This is a genomic window from Ruegeria sp. BC8, from assembly GCF_056535705.1.
Map to the genome: position 1 here is coordinate 909,702 of NZ_JBQFIV010000001.1, position 23,321 is coordinate 933,022.

The 23,321-nt window shown below is 57.9% G+C and carries 26 protein-coding genes, 1 tRNA gene and 1 pseudogene; 16 read left to right on the forward strand and 12 right to left on the reverse strand.

The features are described from left to right. Window positions 1–5: 5 nt before the first annotated feature. From ACR3EK_RS04735 to ACR3EK_RS04745, 3 genes are read left to right on the forward strand one after another with little or no spacing between them, the layout of a single operon-like run. Entirely contained in the window at window positions 6–620 is a 615-nt protein-coding gene (locus ACR3EK_RS04735; RefSeq protein WP_480632807.1) for an RNA polymerase sigma factor, read from the forward strand. Continuing rightward, on the forward strand, window positions 613–966 hold the full coding sequence (locus ACR3EK_RS04740) for a hypothetical protein (RefSeq protein ID WP_254429904.1): 354 nt from the start codon (window positions 613–615) through the stop codon (window positions 964–966). The genes ACR3EK_RS04735 and ACR3EK_RS04740 overlap by 8 nt, the downstream gene beginning before the upstream one ends. Further along, window positions 963–1,433: a periplasmic heavy metal sensor gene (locus tag ACR3EK_RS04745; RefSeq protein ID WP_170341035.1), complete on the forward strand. Its 471-nt coding sequence runs from the start codon at window positions 963–965 to the stop codon at window positions 1,431–1,433. Before ACR3EK_RS04740 ends, ACR3EK_RS04745 begins: the two co-directional genes overlap by 4 nt. Before the next feature lie 5 nt (window positions 1,434–1,438). Here the strand turns inward: ACR3EK_RS04745 and ACR3EK_RS04750 are convergent, their stop codons facing one another. Beyond that, on the reverse strand, window positions 1,439–2,839 hold the full coding sequence (locus tag ACR3EK_RS04750; RefSeq protein WP_480632808.1) for a diguanylate cyclase: 1,401 nt from the start codon (window positions 2,837–2,839) through the stop codon (window positions 1,439–1,441). An 88-nt stretch (window positions 2,840–2,927) separates the two neighbouring features. On the opposite strand from ACR3EK_RS04750, the gene ACR3EK_RS04755 reads away from it, so the two are divergent. From ACR3EK_RS04755 to ACR3EK_RS04775, 5 genes are all read left to right on the forward strand, one after another. Continuing rightward, entirely contained in the window at window positions 2,928–3,212 is a 285-nt protein-coding gene (locus ACR3EK_RS04755) for a DUF3572 domain-containing protein (protein ID WP_093964931.1), read from the forward strand. 26 nt (window positions 3,213–3,238) lie between these two features. Next, the gene (locus ACR3EK_RS04760) at window positions 3,239–3,931 is read left to right on the forward strand and encodes an HAD family hydrolase (RefSeq protein ID WP_480632809.1); all 693 of its coding nucleotides are present in this window, start codon (window positions 3,239–3,241) and stop codon (window positions 3,929–3,931) included. Window positions 3,932–4,050: 119 nt separating this feature from the next. Then, window positions 4,051–5,610, forward strand: coding sequence for a trimethylamine methyltransferase family protein (locus tag ACR3EK_RS04765; RefSeq protein ID WP_480632810.1), 1,560 nt, complete (start codon window positions 4,051–4,053; stop codon window positions 5,608–5,610). A gap of 144 nt (window positions 5,611–5,754) precedes the next feature. Beyond that, window positions 5,755–6,339 (forward strand): heme NO-binding domain-containing protein, encoded by a 585-nt coding sequence (locus ACR3EK_RS04770; protein ID WP_170357357.1) that lies wholly within the window; start codon window positions 5,755–5,757, stop codon window positions 6,337–6,339. Further along, the gene (locus ACR3EK_RS04775; protein WP_480632811.1) at window positions 6,339–7,331 is read left to right on the forward strand and encodes a diguanylate cyclase domain-containing protein; all 993 of its coding nucleotides are present in this window, start codon (window positions 6,339–6,341) and stop codon (window positions 7,329–7,331) included. Before ACR3EK_RS04770 ends, ACR3EK_RS04775 begins: the two co-directional genes overlap by 1 nt. A gap of 29 nt (window positions 7,332–7,360) precedes the next feature. Here ACR3EK_RS04775 and ACR3EK_RS04780 read toward each other — a convergent pair whose 3' ends face one another. The 8 genes from ACR3EK_RS04780 to ACR3EK_RS04815 form a co-directional block, all read right to left on the reverse strand. Next, window positions 7,361–8,056: a CbiX/SirB N-terminal domain-containing protein gene (locus ACR3EK_RS04780; protein ID WP_475143327.1), complete on the reverse strand. Its 696-nt coding sequence runs from the start codon at window positions 8,054–8,056 to the stop codon at window positions 7,361–7,363. 63 nt (window positions 8,057–8,119) lie between these two features. Then, window positions 8,120–9,052, reverse strand: a complete 933-nt coding sequence (locus tag ACR3EK_RS04785; protein WP_170404291.1) for an AEC family transporter — start codon at window positions 9,050–9,052, stop codon at window positions 8,120–8,122. Window positions 9,053–9,113: 61 nt separating this feature from the next. Next, on the reverse strand, window positions 9,114–9,911 hold the full coding sequence (locus ACR3EK_RS04790; RefSeq protein WP_170434760.1) for an MBL fold metallo-hydrolase: 798 nt from the start codon (window positions 9,909–9,911) through the stop codon (window positions 9,114–9,116). Beyond that, window positions 9,908–10,723, reverse strand: a complete 816-nt coding sequence (locus ACR3EK_RS04795) for a TatD family hydrolase (protein WP_480632812.1) — start codon at window positions 10,721–10,723, stop codon at window positions 9,908–9,910. Before ACR3EK_RS04795 ends, ACR3EK_RS04790 begins: the two co-directional genes overlap by 4 nt. Further along, on the reverse strand, window positions 10,720–11,841 hold the full coding sequence (locus tag ACR3EK_RS04800; protein WP_480632813.1) for a DNA polymerase III subunit delta': 1,122 nt from the start codon (window positions 11,839–11,841) through the stop codon (window positions 10,720–10,722). Before ACR3EK_RS04800 ends, ACR3EK_RS04795 begins: the two co-directional genes overlap by 4 nt. A gap of 7 nt (window positions 11,842–11,848) precedes the next feature. Beyond that, window positions 11,849–12,475: a dTMP kinase gene (tmk, locus tag ACR3EK_RS04805; protein WP_170341058.1), complete on the reverse strand. Its 627-nt coding sequence runs from the start codon at window positions 12,473–12,475 to the stop codon at window positions 11,849–11,851. Then, window positions 12,472–13,638, reverse strand: a complete 1,167-nt coding sequence (locus tag ACR3EK_RS04810; protein WP_480632814.1) for a D-alanyl-D-alanine carboxypeptidase family protein — start codon at window positions 13,636–13,638, stop codon at window positions 12,472–12,474. Before ACR3EK_RS04810 ends, tmk begins: the two co-directional genes overlap by 4 nt. A gap of 13 nt (window positions 13,639–13,651) precedes the next feature. Further along, window positions 13,652–14,755 (reverse strand): SPOR domain-containing protein, encoded by a 1,104-nt coding sequence (locus ACR3EK_RS04815; protein ID WP_254433920.1) that lies wholly within the window; start codon window positions 14,753–14,755, stop codon window positions 13,652–13,654. A 265-nt stretch (window positions 14,756–15,020) separates the two neighbouring features. On the opposite strand from ACR3EK_RS04815, the gene ACR3EK_RS04820 reads away from it, so the two are divergent. Beyond that, window positions 15,021–15,110 (forward strand) — tRNA-Ser (locus tag ACR3EK_RS04820). 375 nt (window positions 15,111–15,485) lie between these two features. Here the strand turns inward: ACR3EK_RS04820 and ACR3EK_RS04825 are convergent. From ACR3EK_RS04825 to ACR3EK_RS04835, 3 genes are read right to left on the reverse strand one after another with little or no spacing between them, the layout of a single operon-like run. Continuing rightward, a complete protein-coding gene (locus tag ACR3EK_RS04825) occupies window positions 15,486–17,165 on the reverse strand; it encodes a recombinase family protein (protein ID WP_480632815.1) in 1,680 nt (559 codons plus the stop codon). Beyond that, window positions 17,162–17,578, reverse strand: coding sequence for a DUF2924 domain-containing protein (locus ACR3EK_RS04830; protein WP_480632816.1), 417 nt, complete (start codon window positions 17,576–17,578; stop codon window positions 17,162–17,164). Before ACR3EK_RS04830 ends, ACR3EK_RS04825 begins: the two co-directional genes overlap by 4 nt. Beyond that, window positions 17,575–17,805: a DUF3489 domain-containing protein gene (locus ACR3EK_RS04835; RefSeq protein ID WP_093964945.1), complete on the reverse strand. Its 231-nt coding sequence runs from the start codon at window positions 17,803–17,805 to the stop codon at window positions 17,575–17,577. Before ACR3EK_RS04835 ends, ACR3EK_RS04830 begins: the two co-directional genes overlap by 4 nt. A 133-nt stretch (window positions 17,806–17,938) precedes the next feature. Between ACR3EK_RS04835 and ACR3EK_RS04840 the strand changes: the two genes are divergently transcribed. The 7 genes and pseudogenes from ACR3EK_RS04840 to ACR3EK_RS04870 all read left to right on the forward strand — a co-directional run bounded on the left by ACR3EK_RS04840 (window position 17,939) and on the right by ACR3EK_RS04870 (window position 23,284). Continuing rightward, entirely contained in the window at window positions 17,939–18,646 is a 708-nt protein-coding gene (locus ACR3EK_RS04840; RefSeq protein WP_010442732.1) for an IS6 family transposase, read from the forward strand. 42 nt (window positions 18,647–18,688) lie between these two features. Then, window positions 18,689–19,108: pseudogene (locus ACR3EK_RS04845) on the forward strand (integrase core domain-containing protein); the annotation flags it as partial. A 136-nt stretch (window positions 19,109–19,244) separates the two neighbouring features. Then, window positions 19,245–19,460, forward strand: coding sequence for a hypothetical protein (locus ACR3EK_RS04850; protein ID WP_170422177.1), 216 nt, complete (start codon window positions 19,245–19,247; stop codon window positions 19,458–19,460). 137 nt (window positions 19,461–19,597) lie between these two features. Beyond that, complete coding sequence (locus ACR3EK_RS04855; RefSeq protein ID WP_170422174.1) at window positions 19,598–20,098, forward strand: DUF1269 domain-containing protein; 501 nt, start codon at window positions 19,598–19,600, stop codon at window positions 20,096–20,098. 203 nt (window positions 20,099–20,301) lie between these two features. Continuing rightward, complete coding sequence (locus ACR3EK_RS04860; protein ID WP_170422171.1) at window positions 20,302–20,625, forward strand: hypothetical protein; 324 nt, start codon at window positions 20,302–20,304, stop codon at window positions 20,623–20,625. A 71-nt stretch (window positions 20,626–20,696) separates the two neighbouring features. Beyond that, complete coding sequence (locus ACR3EK_RS04865) at window positions 20,697–21,806, forward strand: mechanosensitive ion channel family protein (protein ID WP_170422168.1); 1,110 nt, start codon at window positions 20,697–20,699, stop codon at window positions 21,804–21,806. A gap of 293 nt (window positions 21,807–22,099) precedes the next feature. Beyond that, on the forward strand, window positions 22,100–23,284 hold the full coding sequence (locus ACR3EK_RS04870) for an AI-2E family transporter (RefSeq protein ID WP_170422165.1): 1,185 nt from the start codon (window positions 22,100–22,102) through the stop codon (window positions 23,282–23,284). The last annotated feature ends 37 nt before the right edge of the window (window positions 23,285–23,321 follow it).

Consider the following 23,321-nt stretch of genomic DNA (forward strand, 5'->3'; position numbering starts at 1 on the left):
GCAGGATGAAGGACGTGCCGTCCTCTGCGCATACTGTCCGCGGCGACACGGTCGCCGCGGATGCCTGCAGCGACGACGTGTTGCTGAAGCGGTTTGCCGAAGGCGACGCCCTGGCAGCACGCCTGCTGACCGATCGGTTGGGGCCGCGGTGCTATTCGGTTGCTCTGCGCATGTTGAACAACACGGCAGAGGCCGAAGACGTAACCCAGGAAGCAATGCTTCGGCTGTGGAAAGTGGCGGCGGACTGGGTTCCGGGGCAGGCCAAGATCTCGACCTGGTTGTACCGCGTGGTCTTGAACCTGTGTGTCGATCTGCGGCGGAAGAAAACGGCAGGCACATTGGACGATGTGCCAGAGCCTGAGGACGACCAGCCCAGTGTCGTGGACCGAATGCAGCAAAACGCCCGCGTGGATGCGTTGCAAGCGGCCTTGGCACAATTGCCCGAACGGCAGCGCGAAGCTGTCATTCTCAGGCATATCGAGGAGTTGTCCAATCCGGAAATCGCGGGAATCATGAGGATTTCCGTAGAAGCGGTAGAAAGTCTTGTTGCCCGCGGAAAGCGGTCGTTGACGGCCATACTGTCAGGCCGTCAGGAAGAGTTGGGGTATGACCATGTCTGACCAAGATACAGAACTGGATCTCTTGTTTGCCGAGGCACGGCAGGCACATGTTGATCTGCCCGACGATTTGGCGGTTCGTATCCTGACGGATGCCGAGGCCATCCGGCTTGCGGCGACAAAAACAGCGAAACCCAAGTCACAGGGGTTTTTGGGCAATCTCGTTGCCGGTCTCGGGGGCTGGCAGGCGCTCAGTGGGCTTGCGGCGGCCAGCGTGGTTGGCGCATGGGTCGGTTTTGCCGCGCCGTCCTTTCTGCCGGACCCGGCAAATTACATAATGACCCAGGATGCATCCTACATGGTCGCCAATCTCGGTCTCGAGGCCGCGTTTCTGGAGGAAGCGGAATGAATGAAGACGTTAAACCCCCAAGGCGCTGGGTGCCTGTGCTATTGGTGGTATCCCTTGGCCTGAACCTGCTGGTCGCCGGGGTGATCATCGGGACTGCGCTGCGGTTTCACGGTGTGCGGGACGATGTTCCTCCCGGATTTGGACCTGCCCTGTACCGCGCTCTTCCTGATCCGGAACGCAAGGCGTTGAGAGGCGATCTGGCCGACAAGCATCGGCGCGGGGCCGAGAAAAGGTCTCGTGATTTCAAGGCGCTTGGCAAAGCGCTTCGGGCCATTCCGTTCGACCGCGATGAAGTCCAGAACCTGCTGGAAGAACAAGCAAGGGCGAATGACGAAATCCAGGCGGCTCTGCAAGAGCAATGGCTGGCTCGGGTTTCGGCCATGTCCGACGAAGAACGAAAAGCTTATGCCGACCGCTTGGAAGACGTGTTGAAGCGGCGCCCGGATCCCAAGAAACGCAAGGACTGACCCGCTTAGGCCGCGTTCTGTTTCATCCACACCTGGTTCCGGCCTGCCTGTTTTGCCGCATAAAGCGCCTTGTCCGCGCATTTGATCAGGCTTTCGGCCGACAGTGAGCCGTCTGGAAGTGGGGAGAAGGGTGGCTCGCATACCTTCAGCCCGATGCTGACCGTCACCGGAAGCCGGGCAGGAATGTCCGGCAGGACGATCAGTACGCTGCTGACGCCGCTGCAGATATCGGCCGCCTTCCTGAGCGCCTTTTCGCGGGTCGCGTTTGGCAGTCCGAACAGGAATTCCTCTCCTCCGATGCGGGCGAGGAAGCCGTCAGGTCCGAAAGCGCGCTTCATCCGTTTTCCGGCCTCGACCAAAACCCTGTCACCGGCACTGTGGCCGTAACGGTCATTGATGGATTTGAAGTGGTCCAGGTCGGCCAGCATGATCGCAAAACCCCGCTGTTTGTGCACCGAACTGTGCAGCAATTGGTCCATCGCGGTCTGTGCGAAACGACGGTTGTTCAGGCCCGTCAGCGTGTCGATCCACGATTCCTCAAGCCCACGGCGCAACGAGTCGCGCATTTGCTCGTCATGCGCCTTGCGTGCAATCAACGCCTCGACCCGAAGCGATACTTCGTCAGGGCAGAACCCTCCGAGGCAAATCGCATCGGCGCCGCGATCCAGGGCCTCGGCGGCAAGAGTGGTGTTGTCATCGGGAATGATTCCGATCAGAGCGGTCCGCCGAGTGCCGGTGCGGGATTTGAGGTCGGCCAACATGTTCAGGCCGGATGGATCGCTGTTCAATTCGACAACAATCGCGTCAGGTATGGTGCCGGACAAGACTCCGCTGAGGTTGGGCAGGGTATGGCTGCACACCGAATGCTGCGTTCGTCCGTTCAGGGCCTTGTGCCACAGCGTGCGAGTACGTGCGGTGTGGGCCAAGACGGCGATCTGACCATGCCGCGCGGGCGTGATCATTGCTGCGGGGGCTTCGGCAAATCCCACGGATTGAGGGTTGCCACTGTTCTTCAGATCCTGAGTTTCCGCACGGGCGCGCAGCAGGCTTCGCACACGCGCCAGCAACAGCGTATCTTTGAACGGATAGGCCAGAACGTCATCCAGCCCCTCGGACAGGTTCCGCAGCCGGGCGGTCCGATCGTTCTGAGGCGCAATCGAGACCACAGGGACATCCTGCAGGGCCGGAACGGACAGCATCAGTCTTTTGACGTCGCCCGCGTCTCCGTCGGGTAGTGTCTGGGCCGTCAGCACCAGATCCGGCCGGGTCCGCCGCAGCAACGCCCCAAGACCAGCCAGCTTCTCGCCCTGCACGACATGATACCACGCCGCCGTCAGCTGCACCTTCAGCATGATGCGATTGGTCGAGACCCCGTCGAGGACAAGGATGGTTCCCTGCACGGACATTGTTTTCACCGTAGATTGCATGCCTTGCCAAAGTGTTTATGAGTCTGGTTAACAAACCCTTTCCAAATCTTCGAACCGGGGCCTGATCATGCCGATCTCTGCCGAATTCGCCGAAACTCTGGCCTTGAAAGCGCTTGGGTGGCTTGTTGGGAACGATGAATTGTTGCCTGTTTTCCTTGGTTCGACCGGCGCCTCGACGGATGACCTGAGGGACCGCGCCACAGAGCCCGAGTTTCTTGCTTCGGTGCTGGAATTTCTGATGCTTGACGATTCGTGGGTGTTGGCCTTTTGTGACGCAAACGCTGTCCCCTACGATCAACCGGCCCAGGCCCGAAGCGTCCTGTCAGGCGGCGCGGATGTTCATTGGACCTGAACGGGTCCGCGCAGGAGCAAGAATGCATGTCGATTGATGCGCTGGTTTTTGACAAGGACGGAACCCTGTTTGATTTCGCCGCCACGTGGGGGGCGTTCGGCAAGGCGGTGCTGCTGCGTCTGAGCGAGGGCGACAATGCGCGTGCGTCCGTGCTTGGAAAGAGCATTGGCTTTGACTTCGCGACAGAGACCTATTCCGAGGACAGTATCGTGATCGCTGGCACCGTCGACGAGGTCGCAGACGCCTTGTTCCCAGACCTTGACGGCTGGTCCCGCGAGGATCTGGTTCAGACCTTGAATGCGGCTTCTGCCCATGCGCCTCAGGTCGAGGCCGTTGCGCTTGCACCTTTTCTGCAATCCCTGAAAGACGCCGGCAAGAAGCTGGGTGTTGCGACCAATGACGGCGAGATGCCGGCGAAACGGCACCTGGCCTCGGTCGGAATCGAGACCTATTTCGATTTCATTGCGGGGTATGACAGTGGCCACGGGTTCAAGCCTGGGCCCGGCCAGTTGTTGGCTTTTGCCCAACATGTTGGCGTCCCACCGGACCGGATCGCCATGGTCGGCGACAGTCTGCACGATCTGGAGGCCGGTCGCGCCGCCGGCATGTCCACGATCGGTGTTCTGACCGGATTGGCCCGGGTTGAGGATCTTGCACCGATGGCTGATGTCGTTCTTCCTGATATCAGCCACATCCCCGGCTGGCTGAACCTTCGTTAAAGCGCCTTGCCTGAAAATCGGCGGTTCATGAGTTGAAACCGACCTTGGCTGTCGCAGACAGAGCGGCCAGAGACCGGACTTCGGGTCTTGTTTGAGAGTAACAATCGCCGGAGGAACAGATGGCCGACACGAATACTCGCAAGCGCAGGGGTGGTGGACGCGCAGGCGCTGCAGCGCGCCGAGGTGCGGCAGTCATCGACCAGATGCCATGGAATCCGCCGATCAACATCGACCGGCCAACCGAACCGTTGGGCCCCGAGGGCGTCGAAGCCATCCATGACGGCGCCATGCGTATTCTCGAGGAAATCGGCATCGAGTTCTACAATCAAGAAGCCTTGGAGATCCTGCGTGAGGCCGGATGCATCGTCAACGGCGACAACGTGCGCATGGGTCGTGACTTCGTTATGGAAATGGTCGCCAAGGCGCCGTCGACCTTTACCATCACGCCGCGCAACCCGGACCACACGATCGAGATCGGCGGCAAGACGATGTTGTTCGGAAATGTCTCGTCACCGCCGAACTACTGGGACATGGAGATCGGCAAGAAGGTTCCCGGCAACCGCGAAATGTGCCAGAACCTGTTGAAGTTGACGCAGTATTTCAACTGCATCCACTTTGCCGGAGGCTACCCGGTCGAGCCGGTTGACCTGCACGCCAGCGTCCGGCACCTGGATGTCCTTTATGACAAGCTGACGCTGACGGACAAGGCGATGCATGCCTATTCGTTGGGCAAAGAGCGCGTCGAAGATGTCATGGAAATGGTGCGCATCGCAGGCGGTCTCAGCCACGAGGAATTCGAGGCGTCACCGCGCATGTACACCAATATCAACTCGACCTCGCCACTGAAACACGACCACCCGATGATCGACGGGTGCCTGCGGCTGGCCCGGCGGGGGCAGGCCATTGTCGTCACGCCTTTCACTTTGGCTGGGGCCATGGCCCCGGTGACGATGGCCGGGGCCGTTGCGCAGTCGTTGGCCGAGGCGCTGTGTGCGATTGCCTTGTTCCAGTACGTCCGGCCCGGCATCCCATGTGTCATCGGGACATTCACCTCGAATGTCGACATGAAGTCTGGTGCGCCTGCGTTTGGCACACCTGAATACATCCGGTCGACCCAGATGACCGGCCAGATGGCGCGGTTCTATGGGCTGCCCTTGCGCTCGTCCGGTGTCTGCGCGGCCAATGTGCCGGACGGCCAGGCCGTCTGGGAGACGTCGAATTCACTCTGGGCGGCGGTGCAGTCGGGGACCAACATGGTCTATCACGCGGCGGGATGGCTGGAGGGCGGCCTGATCGCGAGCCCGGAGAAGTTCATCATGGACTGCGAGATATTGCAGCAAATCCAAAGATATATGCAGCCCGAGATCTGCGCCACAGGCCCGGACGAAATCGCACTGGAAGCCATCCGAGCGGTCGGGAACGATGGGCACTTCTTTGGCATCCAACACACCCAGGATCGCTATACCACCGCGTTCTATCAACCCTTCCTGAGCGATTGGAAAAACTACGAGGGTTGGGAAGTCGCAGGCGGGATCTGGACAGCCGAACGGGCGCATCTGATGTTCAAGGAGATCATCAACAGCTTTGAGGCTCCGCCCATGGCTGAGGCGATCCGAGAGGAACTGGCTGACTTCGTCGCACGTCGCAAAGCCGAAGGGGGCGCGCCGACCGATTTCTGATAGCGCATCATCGGGCAGGCAGCTGGAACGGCAGGATATCTCATCCTGAGATTTCCGTGAATTTTCCGCATCTTGAACTGCCGCATTTGGCCTTTGTTAAGATCTTTGAGGTGGGATCGGCATGAAACCTTTTTGAGGGCATTCATGCACGGATTGATCAACAGGGCAGTTCAATCGTTTGTATGCGCGACCTATGGGCGTGAGCGCTGGCTTCGGGCGACCGAGGCCGCTGAACTTGGGTTCGCCGAGTTCGAAGCGATGCTCGTCTACGACCGGGAAAAGTCATATCGCCTGCTGGACGTGGTCTGCGATCAATTGAACCGTTCGCGGGACGAGTTTCTGGAAGATCTCGGAACCTATCTGGTCTCACACCCCAACATGGAAGGATTGCGGCGCCTTCTGCGCTTTGGCGGCGTTACCTATGTCGAGTTTCTGCAGTCTTTGGATGATCTGGCCGACCGGGTCAAACTGGCGGTCTCTGACCTTGAATTGCCTGCCCTGGAACTGCTGGAGCGTTCGCCCACAGAATTCGAACTGCGCTGTCATCCCGGGCTGGATGGGTATGCCAATGTCATGATCGGGATCTTGCGAGCAATGGCGGACGACTATGGCGCGCTCGTGATTCTGACGCATGCCGGGCAGAGGGGCGGGGTGGACGTCATCTCGATGGTTCTGGTCGAAAGCGCCTTTGCCGAGGGTCGTCACTTTGATCTGGGGGCGCGGAACTGATGATGGATCTGGATCAACTGGGCAGGATGTTGGAGACGTTGTGCCCGATGTTCACCTTGGTGGATCAGGATGGGCGTATCCTTCAGGTCGGGCCGACACTGCAAAAACTGCGCCCCGACCAGCCGTTGGTTGGCAGCGAATTTCTGGAAATATTTGAACTGGTAAGGCCCAGAACCGTGACGACTATGCCGGCGTTGATGGCGACGGCAGGTACCAAGCTTCATCTCAAGCTTCACGATGAACCGCGCACAGCCTTGAAGGGTTTGGTGGCGCCGCTGCCTGACGATGCAGGCGCGGTTATCAACCTGTCCTTCGGGATCTCGATCCTGGACGCTGTACGGGATTATGCACTGACAAGTGCGGATTTCTCGGGAACCGACCTCGCAATTGAATTGCTCTACCTGGTCGAAGCCAAGTCTGCGGCGATGGAGGCTTCGAGGTCGTTGAACCTGCGGCTTCAGGGGGCAATGCTTGCGGCCGAGGAAGAGGCCTATACGGATACTCTGACCGGACTCAAGAACCGGCGCGCGATGGACCATATTCTCGAGCATTTGGTTTCAACAAAATCCACTTTTGCGTTGATGCATCTGGACCTCGATTTCTTCAAAGCCGTGAACGACGAATTGGGGCATGCCGCAGGCGACTATGTGCTGTCCCAGGCCGCACGGATCATGCTGGAAGAAACCCGCAGCGACGACACGGTCGCCCGGATCGGCGGCGATGAATTTGTTCTGATATTCAAAAGCCTGTCGAGCAGGGCTCAACTTGAACGGATCGCCAACCGCCTGATTAGCCGCCTTCAGAAACCTATGGTTTTCGAGGGCGAGACCTGCGCGATTTCGGCGAGCATCGGGACCGCCCTTACGTTACAGTTTCTATCCCCGAAACCGGCTGAGATTCTACACGCGGCAGATTTGGCCCTGTACGAGGCCAAGCGAAACGGTCGGTCGTGCCATCGCTTCTATTCCGAAGCGGCGCCGGCGCCGGAGTAGCCCGGTGCGTTGATAAGCTGGCTGCTTGGCTACGCAGCGAAAGCCCCGTCCAATTTGCGCGCGATATGCGACTGGACTTCATCCAACTCGCCGACCACAGGCAGCACCGGGCCACGAAATGCGGCCTTGCCCAACTCGTCGGGAATATCATCCAGCACGTGACCCCCGGTGCAGGCAAAAAACGGCAGGCAGATCGCATGGTCGCCGGTCATTTGGGCGGCGTCACTGATCGATGGGGGTTCTTCGACAAATCCGCAGTGGATTGATTTCAGTGATATCAACCCAGCCAAACGGTCAGCGAATTCGTGGGTGACAGCTGCCGGGTTGCGGCTGCGGCCTGAGCCGTGTGCGGCAATCAGCAGATCCGTGGACGTGGTGCTCCAACCTTGCTCGTCGATCAAAGGTTGAAGGGCGCGCGCCACCAGGTTGGGTAGTTGCGGGTCAACGCCCAGTGGGTCGAGTTGGCGTACTGCACGCCCTTCAAGGCGCTTGGGAAGCGCAGAAGTCACGAACCACCCTTTCGCCATGAACAATGGATAAATCGCGCTGCCGTCCGGAATGTCATCAAGGACCTTTTCCAACGCGCCCGGCGCGGCGAGGGTCGCCGATCTGACTGTGACTCGATCCGTCAGTTTATCAATCCGAGCGGCCAGTCTGGCCAGGGATGCCTCGGCCGGGTCTGGGTCGGAGGGTTGGCCATGCGCTACGATGACGGCAGTCGGCATGCTGGGGCTTCCTTGTTCTGTTTCGGGATAGGTGTGGCGCCCTCCCGCAAAGTCAATTCGTCTTTATCCGAGCAACGTCAACCACATCCATACCGTAAGAATGGACACGCCTGTGCCAATCAACACCGAAGAGGCGGCAACTCGTTTGGCCCGGCCATACATGTTGGCGAAGATGTAGGCGTTGAAACCGGGGGCCATCGCCGCGTTCAGAACGCCCGAGCGGAAAAGATCTTGCGGCAGGGCGGTCGCTGTACCGAACAACCAGACAAGGCTTGGATGCAGAACAAGTGAAACGCAGCAAACATAACCGATTGTCCGCAGGTCACCTTCGGGCTTGTACTTGACCAGAACTCCGCCCAGAGCGAATAGGGCGCCGGGCAGTGCTGCACGGGTCACCAGGCTCAGGGCCTCGTCTGCCACAGCCGGAATTCCGATGCCCGTGAGATTGACGATGAAGCCCAGAGCGATGCCCAGGATCAGCGCGTTCTTGAACATTGCCGAAAGCACCGATCGGGCCATGCGCATACCGCCATTGCCTCGGTTGCGGATGACCTCCATCACGGTTATGCCGACGCAGTAGCAGAACGGCGAGTGGAACGCGATGATCGCATAGTTTCCGGTCAGGTTGTCGGGCCCATAGGCGCGTTCGGTGATCGGCAGGCCCAGCAGGACCGAGTTCGAAAACAGGCAGCAGAACCCGATCGCGACGCAGTCTTCCCATTCGCGCTTGAATATCAGGCGAGCGCCAAATACCCCCGCAAGGAAACACAGAGCTGCGGCAGTATAGAAACTGCCCAGAAGGCGCGGGTCAAAGCTGGCGCTCAGGTCCAGATGGGCGATGGCCAGAAACAGCAGGCAGGGGATTGCGAACCCCTGCGTGAACTTCATCAACCCATCGATATGAACTTCTTTGAAATAGCCCGTCAGCGTCGAGACATAACCAGCCCCAATCACAAGAAAGACCGGAAGGATGACGTCGATCAGGCTTTGCAACATCTCACGACCTCAATCCAGGCTGTTCGGTCAGAGCTGGGGGAAGCGCGTGCAATCCGATGTCCTACAATGGCTGCCGGATCACCATGCCGTCATAGGCAGGCTCGACATGGTCAGGGGTCTCGGCATCGACGGCTGCATAGTCCAGATCGATGTGCATATTGGTCAGAACCGCCCGAGCCGGCTTTAGCTGTTCGATCCAGCCAAGGGTCTTTTCCAGGTGGGCATGGGTCGGATGTGGGTTCCGGCGCAGCGCGTCGATCACGAGGCAGTCCAATCCCTGAAGCTCGGGCCAGGCATCATCGTAGATTTCCGCAACATCAGGCAGATAGGCCAGGTTGTTCATACGAAAACCAAGCGCATCGATCGATCCGTGGTTCACCTTGAACGGGCGAAACGGGATTGATCCTCCCGGACCGTCTATCTCGAACGGACCGTCAATTGTCTTCAGGTCGAGGATCGGTGGATAGGGTGAGCCTTCGGGTTGAATGAACGCGTAGCCGAACCGCCCCAGCAATGCGTTTTGCGTGTCGCCATCCGCCCAAACGGGCACCCGCGCGCGCATGTTGAAAACGATCATGCGCAGGTCGTCGATGCCGTGGACATGATCGGCATGCGAGTGTGTGTAGACAACGGCGTCGAGGCGTCCGGTTCTGGTGTCCAGCAGTTGGCTGCGCATGTCCGGGGTCGTGTCGATCAGAACCGAGGTCGTGCCGTCCGGCCCGTCCCGTTCAACCAGCATCGAGCACCGGCGGCGGATATTGCGCGGATTTTGCGGGTCACAATCTCCCCAATGCCCACCCAACCGGGGGACACCGCCAGAGGAGCCACAGCCCAGGATCGTGAACCGCAGCATGCTCATGCGGCAACCGGGTAGGCGGCCGCCTTCGCAAACAGTCGATCAAAATTCGCTTGGGTCTGCGCGGCGAAATCCGGGTAGTCCATGCCAAACAGTTCGGCGCCGACCCGGGCGGTGAAAGCGGTATAGCCGGGCTCGTTCCGCTTGCCCCGGTGCGGCGGCGGGGCCAGGTATGGTGCGTCGGTCTCTATCAGAATTCGATCGACGGGCGCCGCCGCAAAGATATCCCTCAGCTCTTGGCTTTTTGGAAAGGCCGCGATGCCGGACATAGAGAGGTAGAACTCCAAATCCAACGCCGCCCGTGCCAGTTCGGCCGAGGACGAGAAGCAATGCATCACACAAGAGTAAGGTGCGTTCCGAAACTCGTCCTGCAGGATCGCCGAAATGTCCTCGTCGGCTGCACGGGCGTGAATGATCAGCGGCAGGCCTGTACTTTGGGCGGCCTGAATGTGAACCCGCAACGAGCGTTTTTGGATTTCGGCGCTGTCGACGGTGTAGTGATAGTCCAGCCCGGTTTCGCCGATGCCGACAAATTTCGGATGTCGGGACAATGCGACAAGTTCGTCGACGCTTGCCAGCGGCTCTTCGGACGCGCTCATGGGGTGGGTGCCCGCAGCGTAGAAAACCGGGGCATATGTTTCCGCGATCGCGCGCACGGTCGGCTCATTGCGCAGACGTGTGCAGATCGTCACCATGCGTGTCACGCCCGCTTCGGCGGCACGAGCGATGATTGCGTCCAACTGGCCGTCGAAATCCGGGAAATCCAGATGGCAATGGCTGTCAGTGATTGCGGGAGGTTGGGGCGTGTCGCTCATCTGCTCGGACCGGCGGTTTCCTGAATCTTGAACACCGTATCTAGGACGACGGCGACAGGGTCAAGGTTCACCGCCTGCCCGTGCCGCGCACGGGCCGTGATGATGGATGCGGCCTCGGCCCAGCCCAAGGCTTGGGGGCGCGAGGATGACAGGCGCAACAGCACTTCGGCTTCGTTTGGCGCAGCTTCGGGCTGCGGAGGCGCGCCGGTCGCACCGGTTAGAGCAAGGCGAGACAGAGCGATGTCAATCAGATTTAAAAGCAGGTCATAACGCTCGGCTGCTCCGCGCTGCGCGGCCGCTTCGGCCAAAGCCAGCGCGCGCTGGCGGTCGAGGCGGGGCAGGGTGCCAAGTATCTGGATCAGCTCAGCATAGATCTCCATCCCGCCCAGATTGATCAGCCGTACCGCGTCGCCTACGGAACCGGCGGCCAAAGCCGCGAGGTGATCGGATTGCGGAGGCAATTCGGCCCCGGTCTTTGCCAGCGCCGATTTCATGTCCTCCGGCGACAGCGGTGACAGGCGCAGGGTACGGCACCGCGAGCGGATCGTCGGCAACAGCCGTGACGGCTGATGCGAAACCAGCAGCAGTGTCGTGCGGGCAGGGGGCTCTTCGAGCATTTTCAACAACGCGTTTGCGGCGCTGACATTCATTTCGTCCGCCGCATCCACGATAACCACGCGGCGCCCGCCGTCCGCTGAACTGAGGCCGAAGAAGCGGCCCAATTTTCGGATGTCATCGACAACGATCTCGTTACGCAGGCGGCCCTGATCATTCAGGGATCTGGTGATGGCGGCCAGACCGGGTTCGGCCCCGGCCAGCATCCTTGCTGCAACCGGGTGGTCCGGCGCGATGTCGAGTGTCGTCGGAGCCTCGGGCGCGCCGAACAGCCCGTCATCCTGTTGCGGCGGCGTGGCCAGCAGAAACCGCGCGATGCGCCATGCCAGGGTCGCTTTGCCCACGCCACGAGGGCCGGTCAGAAGCCACGCGTGATGCAGCCGGTCAGACGCAAAGGCGGTCAGGAAGGCTTGCTCGGCCGCATCCTGTCCAAACAGCCTGCGTGTCTCGCGCGGGTGAAGCGCGCCGGGCGCCTGGTCCGGTGTGGGTGTGTCGTCGCTCATTCGTGAATTACCGCAGAACCTTCAGGACGGTTTCTCTCACATCCACGGCCACGCTGTCCACGTCGCGATTGCCATCGATCACACGGAACCGGTCCTTGAACTCGTCCGCCAGCGCAAGGAAACCCGAGCGCATGCGTTTTTGAAGGGCCGGGCCAAAATCCTCGAACCGTTCTTCGGTGCCTTGCCGGCCCTTGGCGCGGGAGAGGCCGATTTCCGGATCCATATCGATCAGCAAGGTCAGATCAGGCTCGCGGCCGATCATCAGGCCGTGGAGTTGGTCCACCAACGCGCGCAGATCTCCGCGCGACAGGCCCTGATACATTCGGGTGCTGTCGGCGAACCTGTCGCAAATCACAATCTTACCCGCATTCAAGGCCGGTTCGATCGTGCGCTCCAAATGATCGCGTCGTGCGGCCGTGAACAGAAGAATTTCGGTTTCCGCCGACCACCTGTCGGGGTCGCCTTCGAGGACCAACCGGCGAATTTCCTCGGCCCCGGGCGAACCGCCCGGCTCACGCGTCAGAACAACGTCATGTCCGGCCGCCTCGAGGCTTTCTGCCAGCCTGCGGGCCTGCGTGGACTTGCCCGAACCGTCGATCCCCTCGAATGTCAGGAACAGACCGCGCGGGCTCACATCGACTCCAGCGGGGTGTTGATCATGTCTTTCAGGACGATGCCGCCCACGGTCATCAGCCGCACCAGGAACCCGCCCATCGCCACATCTTCGGCCGCGACCAGAGGGCGCCGGATTTCGGGCAAACCTTCGGGCTGGATCACAAGTTCGGCCAGTTGTTGGCCCTTGGCGATCGGAGCGTTGATCGGGCCTTGATACACGACTTCGGCCTGCACGTTCTGATCGCCCAGAACGGGGAACAGAAGGGTGAGGTCACCGTCGGGCACAAGCCCAACCGTCTTTTGCGCGCCCATCCACACTTTGGCCTGTGCTATCGGCGTTTCGGCGTTGGCAACTGTCCTCTCGATAAAATTTCGAAACGACCAGTTAACCACGGCCTCAGCCTCCTCTGCCCGGCGAGAGATGGTGTCGAGCCCGGAAAGAACGAAGACCACCCGGCGATCGCCTTGCTTGGCCGATCCGACAAGGCCATAGCCCGCCTCTTGCGTGTGGCCGGTCTTCAGGCCATCGGCACCGATATCCAGTTTCAGCAACGGGTTGCGGTTGTTCACGTTCGACGGGGCACGGCCGTCGAATTCGAAGGTTTCCTCGGCAAACAGCGGATAGTATTCGGGAAAATCGGTGATCAGCCTGTCGGCCAGTACGGCCAGATCATGAACCGACATCATGTGACCCGCAGCAGGCCAGCCGTTCGAGTTGGTGAAGTTCGAGTGGTTCATGCCCATCTGCCTGGCGCGTTGGGTCATGTAACGCGCAAAGCCGGCCTCGGTACCGTCCGGGCTGAGCGCTTCGGCGATCACGACACAGGCGTCATTGCCGGACAGGACGATGATGCCTCGCAGCAGGTCCTCGACCCGGACCCGGTCCTGCGTGTTCAGGAACATGGTCGAGCCGCCATAGCTCATGGCATGTTCCGAGACCGGAAGCGTTTCATCCAGCGTCAGTCGACCGTCGCGCAGAGCTTCGAATGCCACGTAGAGCGTCATCAGCTTGGACATCGATGCTGGTGGAAGCGGTTCATCGGCATTCTTCGACAACAGCACAGTGCCTGTCGTTTGATCGATCACGTAGGCCGCGCGCGCGGACGTGTCGAAGGCGTGAACCGGCAGGGCCAGCAGGGCAAGGCCCGCGGCCAGAACAGCCGATTTGAGTGAGGTCAGCATTGGACCCTCCTGTTCAGTTCTTCACGATAAAGGCATCGGTAAAGCCCAGGTCTTTCATATCTCCGAGGATCGCCTTGCGTTCGGCGCGGGTTGTGGCAGGGCCGACCAATACACGCCAGACCGACTTGCCCGCCGACTCCAGTTCCAGAACTTCGGCCGCCAATCCGTTCGTGCGGACCTTTTCGGCCGCGGCTTTCGCATTCGCTTCAACCCCGAACGTTCCGATCTGAACATAGGGTTTGGTCAGGTTCGACGATGCGGCTGTGGCACTGGCCGCCGCAGCCGGCGTCGGCTCGGATGCGTCAATGGCGGCCGCTGCACCTGCGATCGGGTCCAATGGCGTCTCGGTAATTTCATTGGGATCTTTCTTCTGCCACCACTTGCGTTTTTTCTGGGCGGGTGGCGGTGCGACGACCGGATCCGTCAATGCAGCGGTCGCGGACGCATCTGCTGCTTCCTCAATTGCGGGCGCAGCTTCTTCGGCGGCGGCGCTTGCGGCCGCTCCGGCCGCGGCAGCACCGGCGACCACGGCACCGGTGTTTTCAGGTGTTTTTTTCTGCCACCATTTCCGCTTGGCCGGCTTTTCTTCGACATTTTCGTCGGGCCCGGCCGTTGTGACTTCTTCGGCTGCGGTTGCTTCGGCGGCGTCTGCAGTTTCTTCGGTCGGGGCTGCTTCGGGTTCCGGCGAAGACTCCGGCTCGATCGTTTCGCGGCGGAGTGCAACCACCTGCAGACGGGCAGGAGCGCCGGCAAGCATTCCCAGTTTTTCAGCCGCTGCCGAGGACACCTGAAGGGCCGGCCCGGGCAGGTTTCGTTCCCGGCGGAACAAGGCGCCCGTTACGGTCTTGTTGTTGCTTGTGTTTTTGATGGCGACCCGCTCGGGCTGAGACGCGCTGGGGTGTGCCACCCAGATGCCACCCAACGAAGGACGCCCATCCCATAGCCCAGCCTCGGTCACTTCGAAGACGTCCGGCGCTTCAACATCGCGCTGAGAGCCGCTGGCGACTTCGGGGAACAGTTCCGTGGTGTTGCTTTGGGTCTGCCCATCGTCACTGGCTGCCTCCGAGGAAGACTTGCCTGCGTTCAAAGCTTCGTCGCATCCCGTCAGCGCAGTCATTGCAACAACCAGCACCGCCAACGGCCGCGGTCCAAAGCGTGTCTCTGTCGCTCGCTTCATATTGTGTTATCCCTTGCCTGTAGGGCCTTTGCGTGGCTGGCCCCAACCGCGGTTCGACCGGTTCTTTTGCCGGCCTCCTGCAGTCATTGCGCAAATCATAACCTGCGGGTTGTTTCAAGGAAAGACCGCGGGTCCGGCTTCGGCAAGAAATCCCTCTTTTGGACTTGCCACCAACCGATGTTCGTCCTAGACCGCTGCCAGCGCCGGGGAGGTGGCAGAGTGGTCGAATGCGGCGGTCTTGAAAACCGTTGGGCGTGAGAGCGTCCCCAGGGTTCGAATCCCTGTCTCCCCGCCACTCATACCTGTCTCACTTCAGTTGTATTTTCTGATCCGGAATTGTTACGCAATTCCCGCGCGTTGGCGCATGCGCTTTCAATCAGAGACGAAGCAAACCGTACATTCAGAGGACAATTCAGGCGCGAGTCTCAGTGTCGCATTTTAGCGGGGTCGCTTTGGGCTGGATTTCCCTGATAACCTGCAATTTACAGGGAATATTCGCAAACCGGGACTGACTTCCGTCATTTCTTCTATCAGAACTGTATGTTTCTCAGAGGTTTATGTTGCAAATTCCCTAAAAGGTGGAACAGGGAATTTCCTCGTGCGAACAGGGAATTGTTCCGCCGGATCAGGGAGGGCGAAGTCTGTATCAGGGACGCAGGAGCTGGAGATGTCAGAAGCCGAACAGGCGTTCCTGTTCGGACCATTCAAGTGGGTGGGTCACGCTGACCAGACGCTTGAGTGTGAGTTCGGGCGGCTGGCTCCCGTCGAGAATCGCCGTTTGAATCTTTGGTGAGAGAAAGGCGAGCTGAGCACGGGTGCGGATGAAGGCGTCAGGGACGCTTTCGCGGCGGGCAATCTCCATCAGTTGAACTCCGGCCTTCAGATCACGGGCCCAGCCATGGGCGCGGATCAGCATGGACCGGAGGTGGGGATCAGGTTGGGGTGCCATGTCTCCGGCGATGACCTTGGCCTCGACGCCGCGGCGGCACAGATCGAAAGATGCGGTGACGTGGGTGAGATCCGGGTGCAGATGATCGGCCGCGATGCCAAGTGCGCTTGCCAGAGTTTTGGGGTTAAATTCGAGGTCGATCTGTCCTCGTGCAAGTTTGCCTTTGGCCAGAAGAGCAGCGCCGATCTGACAGCCATGGCCTAGAAGCCGGGTTACTAAATCCGCAACTGAAGTCTGAACTGCCTCGGCTGACCCGGCCTCCGGCTGCGCCAGTACTTGGTGCGCCGCGGCGGCGTCTTGCAAATGTCTGACGATGACATCAATGACCGCGTTTTCCAGCGCTGGGCCGGGCAGTCGCCAGCCAGAGATATCCTTGCCGCCTGAGATCAGTCGATTGGAGATATAGTAGCGCAACCGTCGGCCTTTGCGCGTGGTGTGGGTCGGCGTCAACCGATCACCAGTTTCGTCATACAGCAGACCGGTGAGCCAGGCCCCGGGGTCAGTGGAGTGTTGGCGCGCATCGGAGTCGCCGCGTGCCCGCGAGCGGTTGGAGGCCTGTCGCATTTTTTCCTGCACCCGGTCCCAGATGTCCTGATCGATGATCGCCGGATGTTGTCCGTCCCAGATCTTATCCTTGTGGCGGATTTTTCCGAGATAGACCGGATTGCGCAGCAGGTAATAGACTTGACCCCGTGACAGCGGACAATCCCCCTTCACATTGCCATCTGTCCGAACAACCCGTTTTGACCGCAGGTCTTCTGCCGTTGCCCGTTCTTCTACTTTGCGCAGGCAACCAAGCTCGTCATAAAGCCCAAAGAGATGCCGGACCGTTCTGGCCTCCTCTTCATTCACCACCAGCATTCTTGCCTTCGGATCGGGGTGGCGATCATAGCCCAGAGGCAGGTTGCCACCCATCCAAAGCCCCTTCTTCTTCGACGCTGCAATCTTGTCGCGAATACGTTCGGCGGTGACTTCCCGTTCAAACTGAGCAAAGGACAACAGCACATTCAGCGTTAACCGGCCCATGGAAGATGAGGTATTGAAGGCCTGCGTGACGGACACAAAAGAACAGTTTGCCTGTTCCAGCCGGTCGACCAGCTTAGAGAAGTCGGCAAGCGACCGGGTCAGCCGGTCAATCTTGTAGACCACCACCATGTCAATACGCCCGGCATCGATCTCTTCAAGAAGGCGCTGAAGGGCGGGTCGCTCTAGGGTGCCGCCCGACAGGCCACCGTCATCGTAGCGCCCGGACAACAGGGTCCAGCCTTCATGTCGCTGGCTTGCGACATAGGCCGCGCAGGCCTCATATTGCGCATCCAGCGAATTGAAGTCCTGATCCAGACCATCTTCTGAGGACTTGCGCGTGTAGATGGCGCATCGGATTTTTCGGCGCGGGCTCATTTGGCCGCCTTGCCGGTGAGCCCAAAGAAACGCGGCCCTGACCAATGCGCGCCGGTAATCTCTCGGGCGATGGCCGAGAGTGAGCGATAGGACCGACCGTTCCAAGTGAAGCCGTCTTCTGTAACGTCGACTACATGGGTCACACTATTCCACTCGCGTAGCAGGCGCCCGCCGGGTTTTAGGGCAGGGCATGTAGGCCGGGGTTTCTTCCCAGAGCCCTTTTCCAGCGTGGCTTTGACCTGGCGGGGTAGCCTGCCATGACGGCGGGACTGCATCTCAAAGGCGATATAGCGGCGCAGAAAGGGTTGGCTGAGCATGGCGGGGGCGGGTTGATCAAACAGTTGCTGCCAAAGCGTGACCAGATCCGATCGACCCATGGCGGCGAGATCGGCGACATCGCTCGTCTTGGTCATGACGCTTCTCCAGTTCCCGCCGCCAGATGATATGTGGATGGTCCATTTGGTTTGTCGGATGTCCGCCGTTCAATTGTGACGCCTTTTTTCCGCAGACCGCTTAGAGCTGCTCGGACCGAATGAGGCTGCCATCCCGTTGCTTTGCAGAGCGCCTCAAGGCTGGCGCCGCTCGGGCGGCGCAACAAGTGTTGCACTTTGTCAATTTTGGTTTGCTTCCGCTTGGACATGTATTGTCTCCTCTGATTTGGGGCTGGCTAGATGCCGAACCCCGGTACCGAGGAGCGCCCGAATGGCTCGGGCGTGGGTCTTGTCAGAAGAACTTGTCTTGAGGCAGGCAGGACGGTTGCGTAGCTTTTGCCCATGACCAAACCTGCCTCTTTCAAGTACTTCAAAACCAGTCCCGAGGTCATCCGCCTTGCGGTGATGCTGTACATCCGTTTCCCGCTCTCGCTTCGAAATGTCGAAGATCTGTTGCACGAGCGAGGCATCGACGTGAGCCACGAAACCGTCCGATATTGGTGGAACAGGTTTGGTCCAATGTTTGCAGCTGAGATCCGACGGAAGCGTGTGCAGCAGCTGCGCGCGTTCTCGAAATGGAAGTGGCACGTGGACGAGGTTTTCGTAAAGGTGAATGGCAAGCGACATTATCTGTGGCGTGCAGTAGATCACGAAGGTGAAGTGCTGGAAGCCGTTGTCACCAAGCGCCGAAACAAGGCTGCAGCACTAAAATTCCTCAGGAAATTGATGAAACGGCACGGTTGCGCCAAGGAGGTCGTCACAGATCGCTTCGCTTCCTACAAGGCTGCGCTCAGAGAAATAGGCGCGTTCGAAAAACAACAGACGGGCAGGTGGCTCAACAACCGCGCCGAGAATTCACACCTGCCGTTTCGACGACGCGAACGCGCGATGCAGCGTTTCAGGCGCATGCGAAGTCTACAGAAATTCGCCTCCGTCCATTCCTCCGTCTACAATCACTTCAACCAGGAAAGATCGCTAGCCAGTCGAGACACCTTCAAGCTGACCCGCGCCGCCGCTCTTAGCGAGTGGCGTCAGCTTTGTTCCGGATAGGTTCGCGGTTTCCGCGGCAAACTGAGACTGGTTCGAATTCGTCTGACAGCACCGGCCTCAGGTTGTGATCAGGCAACCGGGCTGCACAAGCCGCGTCTGCTCAGCGACAACGGGTCCAGTTACATCTCTGGTGAGCTTGCAGACTGGCTGGAAGATTAACAAATGGATCATATCCGAGGTGCGCCATATCACCCACAGACCCAAGGCAAGATCGAGCGCTGGCATCAAACTCTCAAGAACCGCATCTTATCGCAAAACTATTATCTGCCCGGCGACCTCCAACAACAGATCGACGCCTTCGTCGAGCATTACAATCACCGTCGCTACCACGAAAGCCTACAAAACCTCACGCCGGCTGATGTCTACTTCGGGCGCGGGCAGACCATTCTGAAACAACGCGAAAGGATCAAACGGAAGACAATCGAAACAAGGCGCTTGCTTCACCGAAAATCCGCCGCATAATCGGAAAAACCAGATGGGCCAGATCCTCTCTTAGCTATGGCCGCCTTCTGTACCAAAACCCCTGACGACGGACACTGGCAACATTCGTCTGCTCTCAATCAAAATAAAGGCAATTCATATGGACTTGACTGTACTCATGAAAGACCTGCAGCAACGACGCGACGAGTTGAAACTGCAACTGCACCTTGCGTCGAAAGAAGCTGAGGATGAATGGACAGAGCTTCAGGCCGAATGGGACAAGTTTCTTACAAAAGCCGAGTTCGAAAAGTCCGCTGAGGAAGTTGGAGAAGCGGCACGCGATCTCGGCCTCAAAATGAAGGCCGCGTATGACAAGATGAAAAAGGCAACCTGATCAAGCAGGCTATTGGGTGATTCAGTGCGGCCTCAAACCCGGCTGCCAGCCCGCCAGAAGTTTCATAACTTTGGGCCCAACAATAATGCGATGGGTCTCGCAGAAGGATCCGCGGCCGAACCAAAGGAGACCGAACGATGAACCTGGTCGCAATTCTCATGAAAGATGTTGAAGCGGCGCGCTCCGCGCGTGGCAAAATTGCGGGATTAACCAGAAAGGCGCTTGTTCAGTTAGAAGACGCGGTTGTCGTCTACACTGAAGATGGCGAAATCAAACTTGATCAGACCGTCAACATGACGAAATTCGGGGCTCTGGGCGGTCTTTGGGTCGGTGTGGTTATCGGTGGCGCTATTGGTCTGATGAGCGGGAATCCAGCGCTATTGGCTGCAAGCGGTGTGTTTGGGTCACTCACAGGTGCCGTTGGAGGATCGGTCGCTGATCGTGGCATTCCGGATGATTTTATGAAGAAAACAGCACGATCATTGGAAGATGGTCGTGCCATACTTTTCCTATTGGGTGGAACCGAGAACCCAGAAATGGTTCTTGAAAAGCTGTCTGCTTTTGAGGGTGAGGTGCTGATATCGGATTTCTCTGACGATGTCGTGCAACAGATCAACGATGCTCTTAAGTCAGTATAATCCGCAGGTGTGTTCATCAAAACGATGATCGTTTAGCCATCATACAACGACACCACGGCTGCAGGAAAAAGCTCTTGCCAGTACGTTTTCGGCTCAAGTCTCTGACAGGACTGCCGAATAGGTTACGGAGGGCTCTTCAGCTTCCGGTCCAGCGCCATTTCAATCGCTATAAGCCGGGACGGATGTAGTTGAGGATGGCGGAAATGGTTGCATTGGACAAAGAGCTGACTGCCATGGAAGACGAACTGGACGAAGCCGCTGAAGAAATGGCGACAGACATCCAAGAAAGTATCGACAAGACCAAATCAAAGGTCAAAGAAGCAAATGACCGCATTGACGCTCGGCTAGAGGAGATCGACGCGGAGTTCGATGCTAGGTTGGATGCAATTGACCAGCAAATCGACTCGGCGACAGAAAATTCGAAAGCTCGGTTCCAAAAGAGAAAAGCAGAGATACAAGAGGAATACTCTCACAGAAAAGCTCTTTTGAGCAAAGCAGCCAAGCTGGCAGGTGAGGCACTCGGCTAACGGGCCAACGAACCCGCCAAATTCTAAAGCGGGTTCGACACAGCCGTTTGCTGGAGTTACAAATCGAATTTATGGAAGAAAACAGTTTTCGAGAGCCACTTTCCACTTACGGTGATGCTCTGTCACGGTGGTGGAGCTCAGTAGATCATCCCGCGGCCCTTGCCGCGATCGTGTTTTGTGCGGCGGTTTTGGTTTTTCGTCGTGCACTGGCCATGGTGGTGGTTTCAGCGCTCAATGCATTGCTGTCAAACTTATCTTCCGAGATTGGTGAAGCGACGCGTGAACGCCTCGTTTCGGCTACTCAAGTACTTCTTGTAGCCCTATCGATTTTCCTTGTCTCTGAAGCTCTGGAACTTCCCGAGTTTACAGGTGGCCTCTTTAGGAGCGTTCTAGCGACCGCTGCCATAGTGGCTGTGTTTGCAACTTGGTATGAACTAGCGGGTAACTTTGTTTCAATCTTAAAAACAGGTGAGTTTCAGGATGTAACCCTTGAGGCCGACTGGACCACTAGAGTTACTCGCTTCGCCATTTTTATCTTTGGACTTACTGCGATATTGAAGGTCTGGAACGTCGACATTAGTGGAGCTCTTACTGGCGTCGGTGTTTTGGGCGCAGGGCTTGCGATCGCTGCACAGGACTTAGTACGGAATTTGATCGCGGGAATGACCAACCAAAGCGAGGCTCGATTTGTCACCGGAGACGCCATAGAAGTTGATGGCAAGTTTCTGGGGACGGTTAAAAAGATCGATCTGCGTTCCACACTCGTGGTTGGCTTCGACCAAGTGCCCCGCCATGTTCCGAATGCTGATCTGTCAAATTCTGTTGTTAAAAATTACTCAAGAATGCAGCACAGGCGTATCCTGATTTCAATTCCACTTGTTCTTTCGTCGTCCCGTGACCAAATTGAAAAAGTTAGACGTGATTTGAGTGAGTTCTTGAAGAACAGTGGGGCCTTCTCACTCGATGATGATGCTCCCAAGTACGTTAACGTATCGGGTATCAGCAACAGTTCCATCGACATTCAGTTCTATGCCTGGACGAAGTCTGGTACTTATTCAGACTATCTGGAAACAAGTGAACGCCTTGCCCTAGAAGTTTTAGAGACTGTCGCAAGGGCAGGCACCGCGCTAGCCTACCCCACCCAAACGATACATATGGCAGAGCACGCAGGAAAAAGCTGAAGCCAAACGAACTGGTGGCTAACGAGCCATTTTCATTTTGCAGAACACCTTCGTCTCTGCGCTCTTTGGTTCATTTAGTTCTTTCGCTACCTCATCCTCCAAAAATGCACGGGTGCTTATTTCAGTCATTTCATCCGCGTCCGAATTTGTTGGCGTCTGGACGTCGGAGTTGCCAGACTGGTCGGACAGTGGCCCCCAAACTGCGCGAAGTGCCCCAGCCGATTAAGCGATGTTGTATTTTGTATGCATAACGTGTTCAATTTGAGACAAGTTTACCAATAGGACTCAATTGTTTGGACCCAACTCGCGAAGACAATACAAAAGTGCCGATTTGGTTCCTCACGATGGTCACTATCGCTCTCGTGATTTGCGCTCTGTGGTTCGGGCGCGGGTTTCTCATTCCTCTTGCGGTAACGGGTCTTCTTTATATTCTCACCTCTGCGCTTGTTGATAAGATTCAGCACACCAGTTTGATTGGCTGGTCGCCACCCGGCTGGTTAGCTCAACTTCTGAGCACGGTTTTGATAGTCGGAGCGGTCGTTCTTCTGGGTCTTGTTGCCGCTTCATCAGCGGATGATGTTCAAGACGCGTTGCCAAGATACCGGGAGCGCTTCTCAATTTTGTCGGAACAACTGGAAGGTTTTCTCGGACCCAAGATCGTGATCGCAATCCAACAAGCCATGGAGCAAGCCGATGTAGGGCGTTGGTTTACTGCAGCAATGAGCGGAGTGGGCGGAGCACTTTCAATGCTTGGCCTTATAACGCTCTATTTGATCTTCTTGACTGCTGAACGACTAGCTTGGGCTACTAAATTGCCACTTTTGGCTTCTGGGGAGGAAGAGGCACATCGCGCCAAGAAAGTGCTTTCGAGAATTTCCAATGGCGTGAAGCAGTATATGTGGGTGAATGCAGTAACAAGTGCCATGAGCGGCGTTGTTGCATTCGCCATTTTTTCGTGGGTTGGCTTGGACTTTGCGCCACTACTTGCACTGACCGTGTTTGTAGCCGGCTTCATTCCAAACATTGGGGCGTTCATCGCAATTGCGCTGCCCTCTCTCGTTGCTCTGATCCAATTCGATACTATGAGGCCGTTTTTAATCGTGTTGATTGGCTATGGCCTTGCGGATCAGTTCATCGCCAATGTCATACAGCCGAAAATGCAAGGTCGCTCTCTGAACCTCAGCACGTTCATGGTAATGGTCGCTCTTACTTTCTGGGCCACTGTCTGGGGCGGGATCGGCGCGTTTTTAGCGATACCGATGACGGTAATCGTTATGGTTTTTTGTGCAGAAATCCCCGCAACACGGTGGATCGCAATAGTTCTGTCAGCGGATGGTCAATTACTGGAAGAGCAGAGTGTTGCTTCAAAAAAGAATAATCAATCGGTGTTGTCGCATATAGGCCAATCCAAAAAACGCCAAGAGTTTGAAGAGGAAATTGAGCAACTTCGCGCAGACTTCGACAGTAGAGATAAATAGTCTACGCTTAACAGGGGCGCGACTATATCGATGAAGT

Coding starts and splice junctions, on each gene's coding strand:
- ACR3EK_RS04785 (WP_170404291.1), bottom strand. CDS start 9,052: ATGTTGCAAAGCCTGATCGACGTCATCCTTCCGGTCTTTCTTGTGATT.
- ACR3EK_RS04830 (WP_480632816.1), bottom strand. CDS start 17,578: ATGACCAAGACGAGCGATGTCGCCGATCTCGCCGCCATGGGTCGATCG.
- ACR3EK_RS04795 (WP_480632812.1), bottom strand. CDS start 10,723: ATGAGCGACACGCCCCAACCTCCCGCAATCACTGACAGCCATTGCCAT.
- ACR3EK_RS04865 (WP_170422168.1), top strand. CDS start 20,697: ATGGAAGAAAACAGTTTTCGAGAGCCACTTTCCACTTACGGTGATGCT.
- ACR3EK_RS04840 (WP_010442732.1), top strand. CDS start 17,939: ATGACCAAACCTGCCTCTTTCAAGTACTTCAAAACCAGTCCCGAGGTC.
- ACR3EK_RS04740 (WP_254429904.1), top strand. CDS start 613: ATGTCTGACCAAGATACAGAACTGGATCTCTTGTTTGCCGAGGCACGG.
- ACR3EK_RS04755 (WP_093964931.1), top strand. CDS start 2,928: ATGCCGATCTCTGCCGAATTCGCCGAAACTCTGGCCTTGAAAGCGCTT.
- ACR3EK_RS04780 (WP_475143327.1), bottom strand. CDS start 8,056: ATGCCGACTGCCGTCATCGTAGCGCATGGCCAACCCTCCGACCCAGAC.
- ACR3EK_RS04760 (WP_480632809.1), top strand. CDS start 3,239: ATGTCGATTGATGCGCTGGTTTTTGACAAGGACGGAACCCTGTTTGAT.
- ACR3EK_RS04810 (WP_480632814.1), bottom strand. CDS start 13,638: ATGCTGACCTCACTCAAATCGGCTGTTCTGGCCGCGGGCCTTGCCCTG.
- ACR3EK_RS04790 (WP_170434760.1), bottom strand. CDS start 9,911: ATGAGCATGCTGCGGTTCACGATCCTGGGCTGTGGCTCCTCTGGCGGT.
- ACR3EK_RS04855 (WP_170422174.1), top strand. CDS start 19,598: ATGAACCTGGTCGCAATTCTCATGAAAGATGTTGAAGCGGCGCGCTCC.
- ACR3EK_RS04800 (WP_480632813.1), bottom strand. CDS start 11,841: ATGAGCGACGACACACCCACACCGGACCAGGCGCCCGGCGCGCTTCAC.
- ACR3EK_RS04850 (WP_170422177.1), top strand. CDS start 19,245: ATGAAAGACCTGCAGCAACGACGCGACGAGTTGAAACTGCAACTGCAC.
- ACR3EK_RS04735 (WP_480632807.1), top strand. CDS start 6: ATGAAGGACGTGCCGTCCTCTGCGCATACTGTCCGCGGCGACACGGTC.
- ACR3EK_RS04815 (WP_254433920.1), bottom strand. CDS start 14,755: ATGACTGCGCTGACGGGATGCGACGAAGCTTTGAACGCAGGCAAGTCT.
- ACR3EK_RS04860 (WP_170422171.1), top strand. CDS start 20,302: ATGGTTGCATTGGACAAAGAGCTGACTGCCATGGAAGACGAACTGGAC.
- ACR3EK_RS04775 (WP_480632811.1), top strand. CDS start 6,339: ATGATGGATCTGGATCAACTGGGCAGGATGTTGGAGACGTTGTGCCCG.
- ACR3EK_RS04835 (WP_093964945.1), bottom strand. CDS start 17,805: ATGTCCAAGCGGAAGCAAACCAAAATTGACAAAGTGCAACACTTGTTG.
- ACR3EK_RS04750 (WP_480632808.1), bottom strand. CDS start 2,839: ATGTCCGTGCAGGGAACCATCCTTGTCCTCGACGGGGTCTCGACCAAT.
- ACR3EK_RS04770 (WP_170357357.1), top strand. CDS start 5,755: ATGCACGGATTGATCAACAGGGCAGTTCAATCGTTTGTATGCGCGACC.
- ACR3EK_RS04765 (WP_480632810.1), top strand. CDS start 4,051: ATGGCCGACACGAATACTCGCAAGCGCAGGGGTGGTGGACGCGCAGGC.
- ACR3EK_RS04825 (WP_480632815.1), bottom strand. CDS start 17,165: ATGAGCCCGCGCCGAAAAATCCGATGCGCCATCTACACGCGCAAGTCC.
- ACR3EK_RS04745 (WP_170341035.1), top strand. CDS start 963: ATGAATGAAGACGTTAAACCCCCAAGGCGCTGGGTGCCTGTGCTATTG.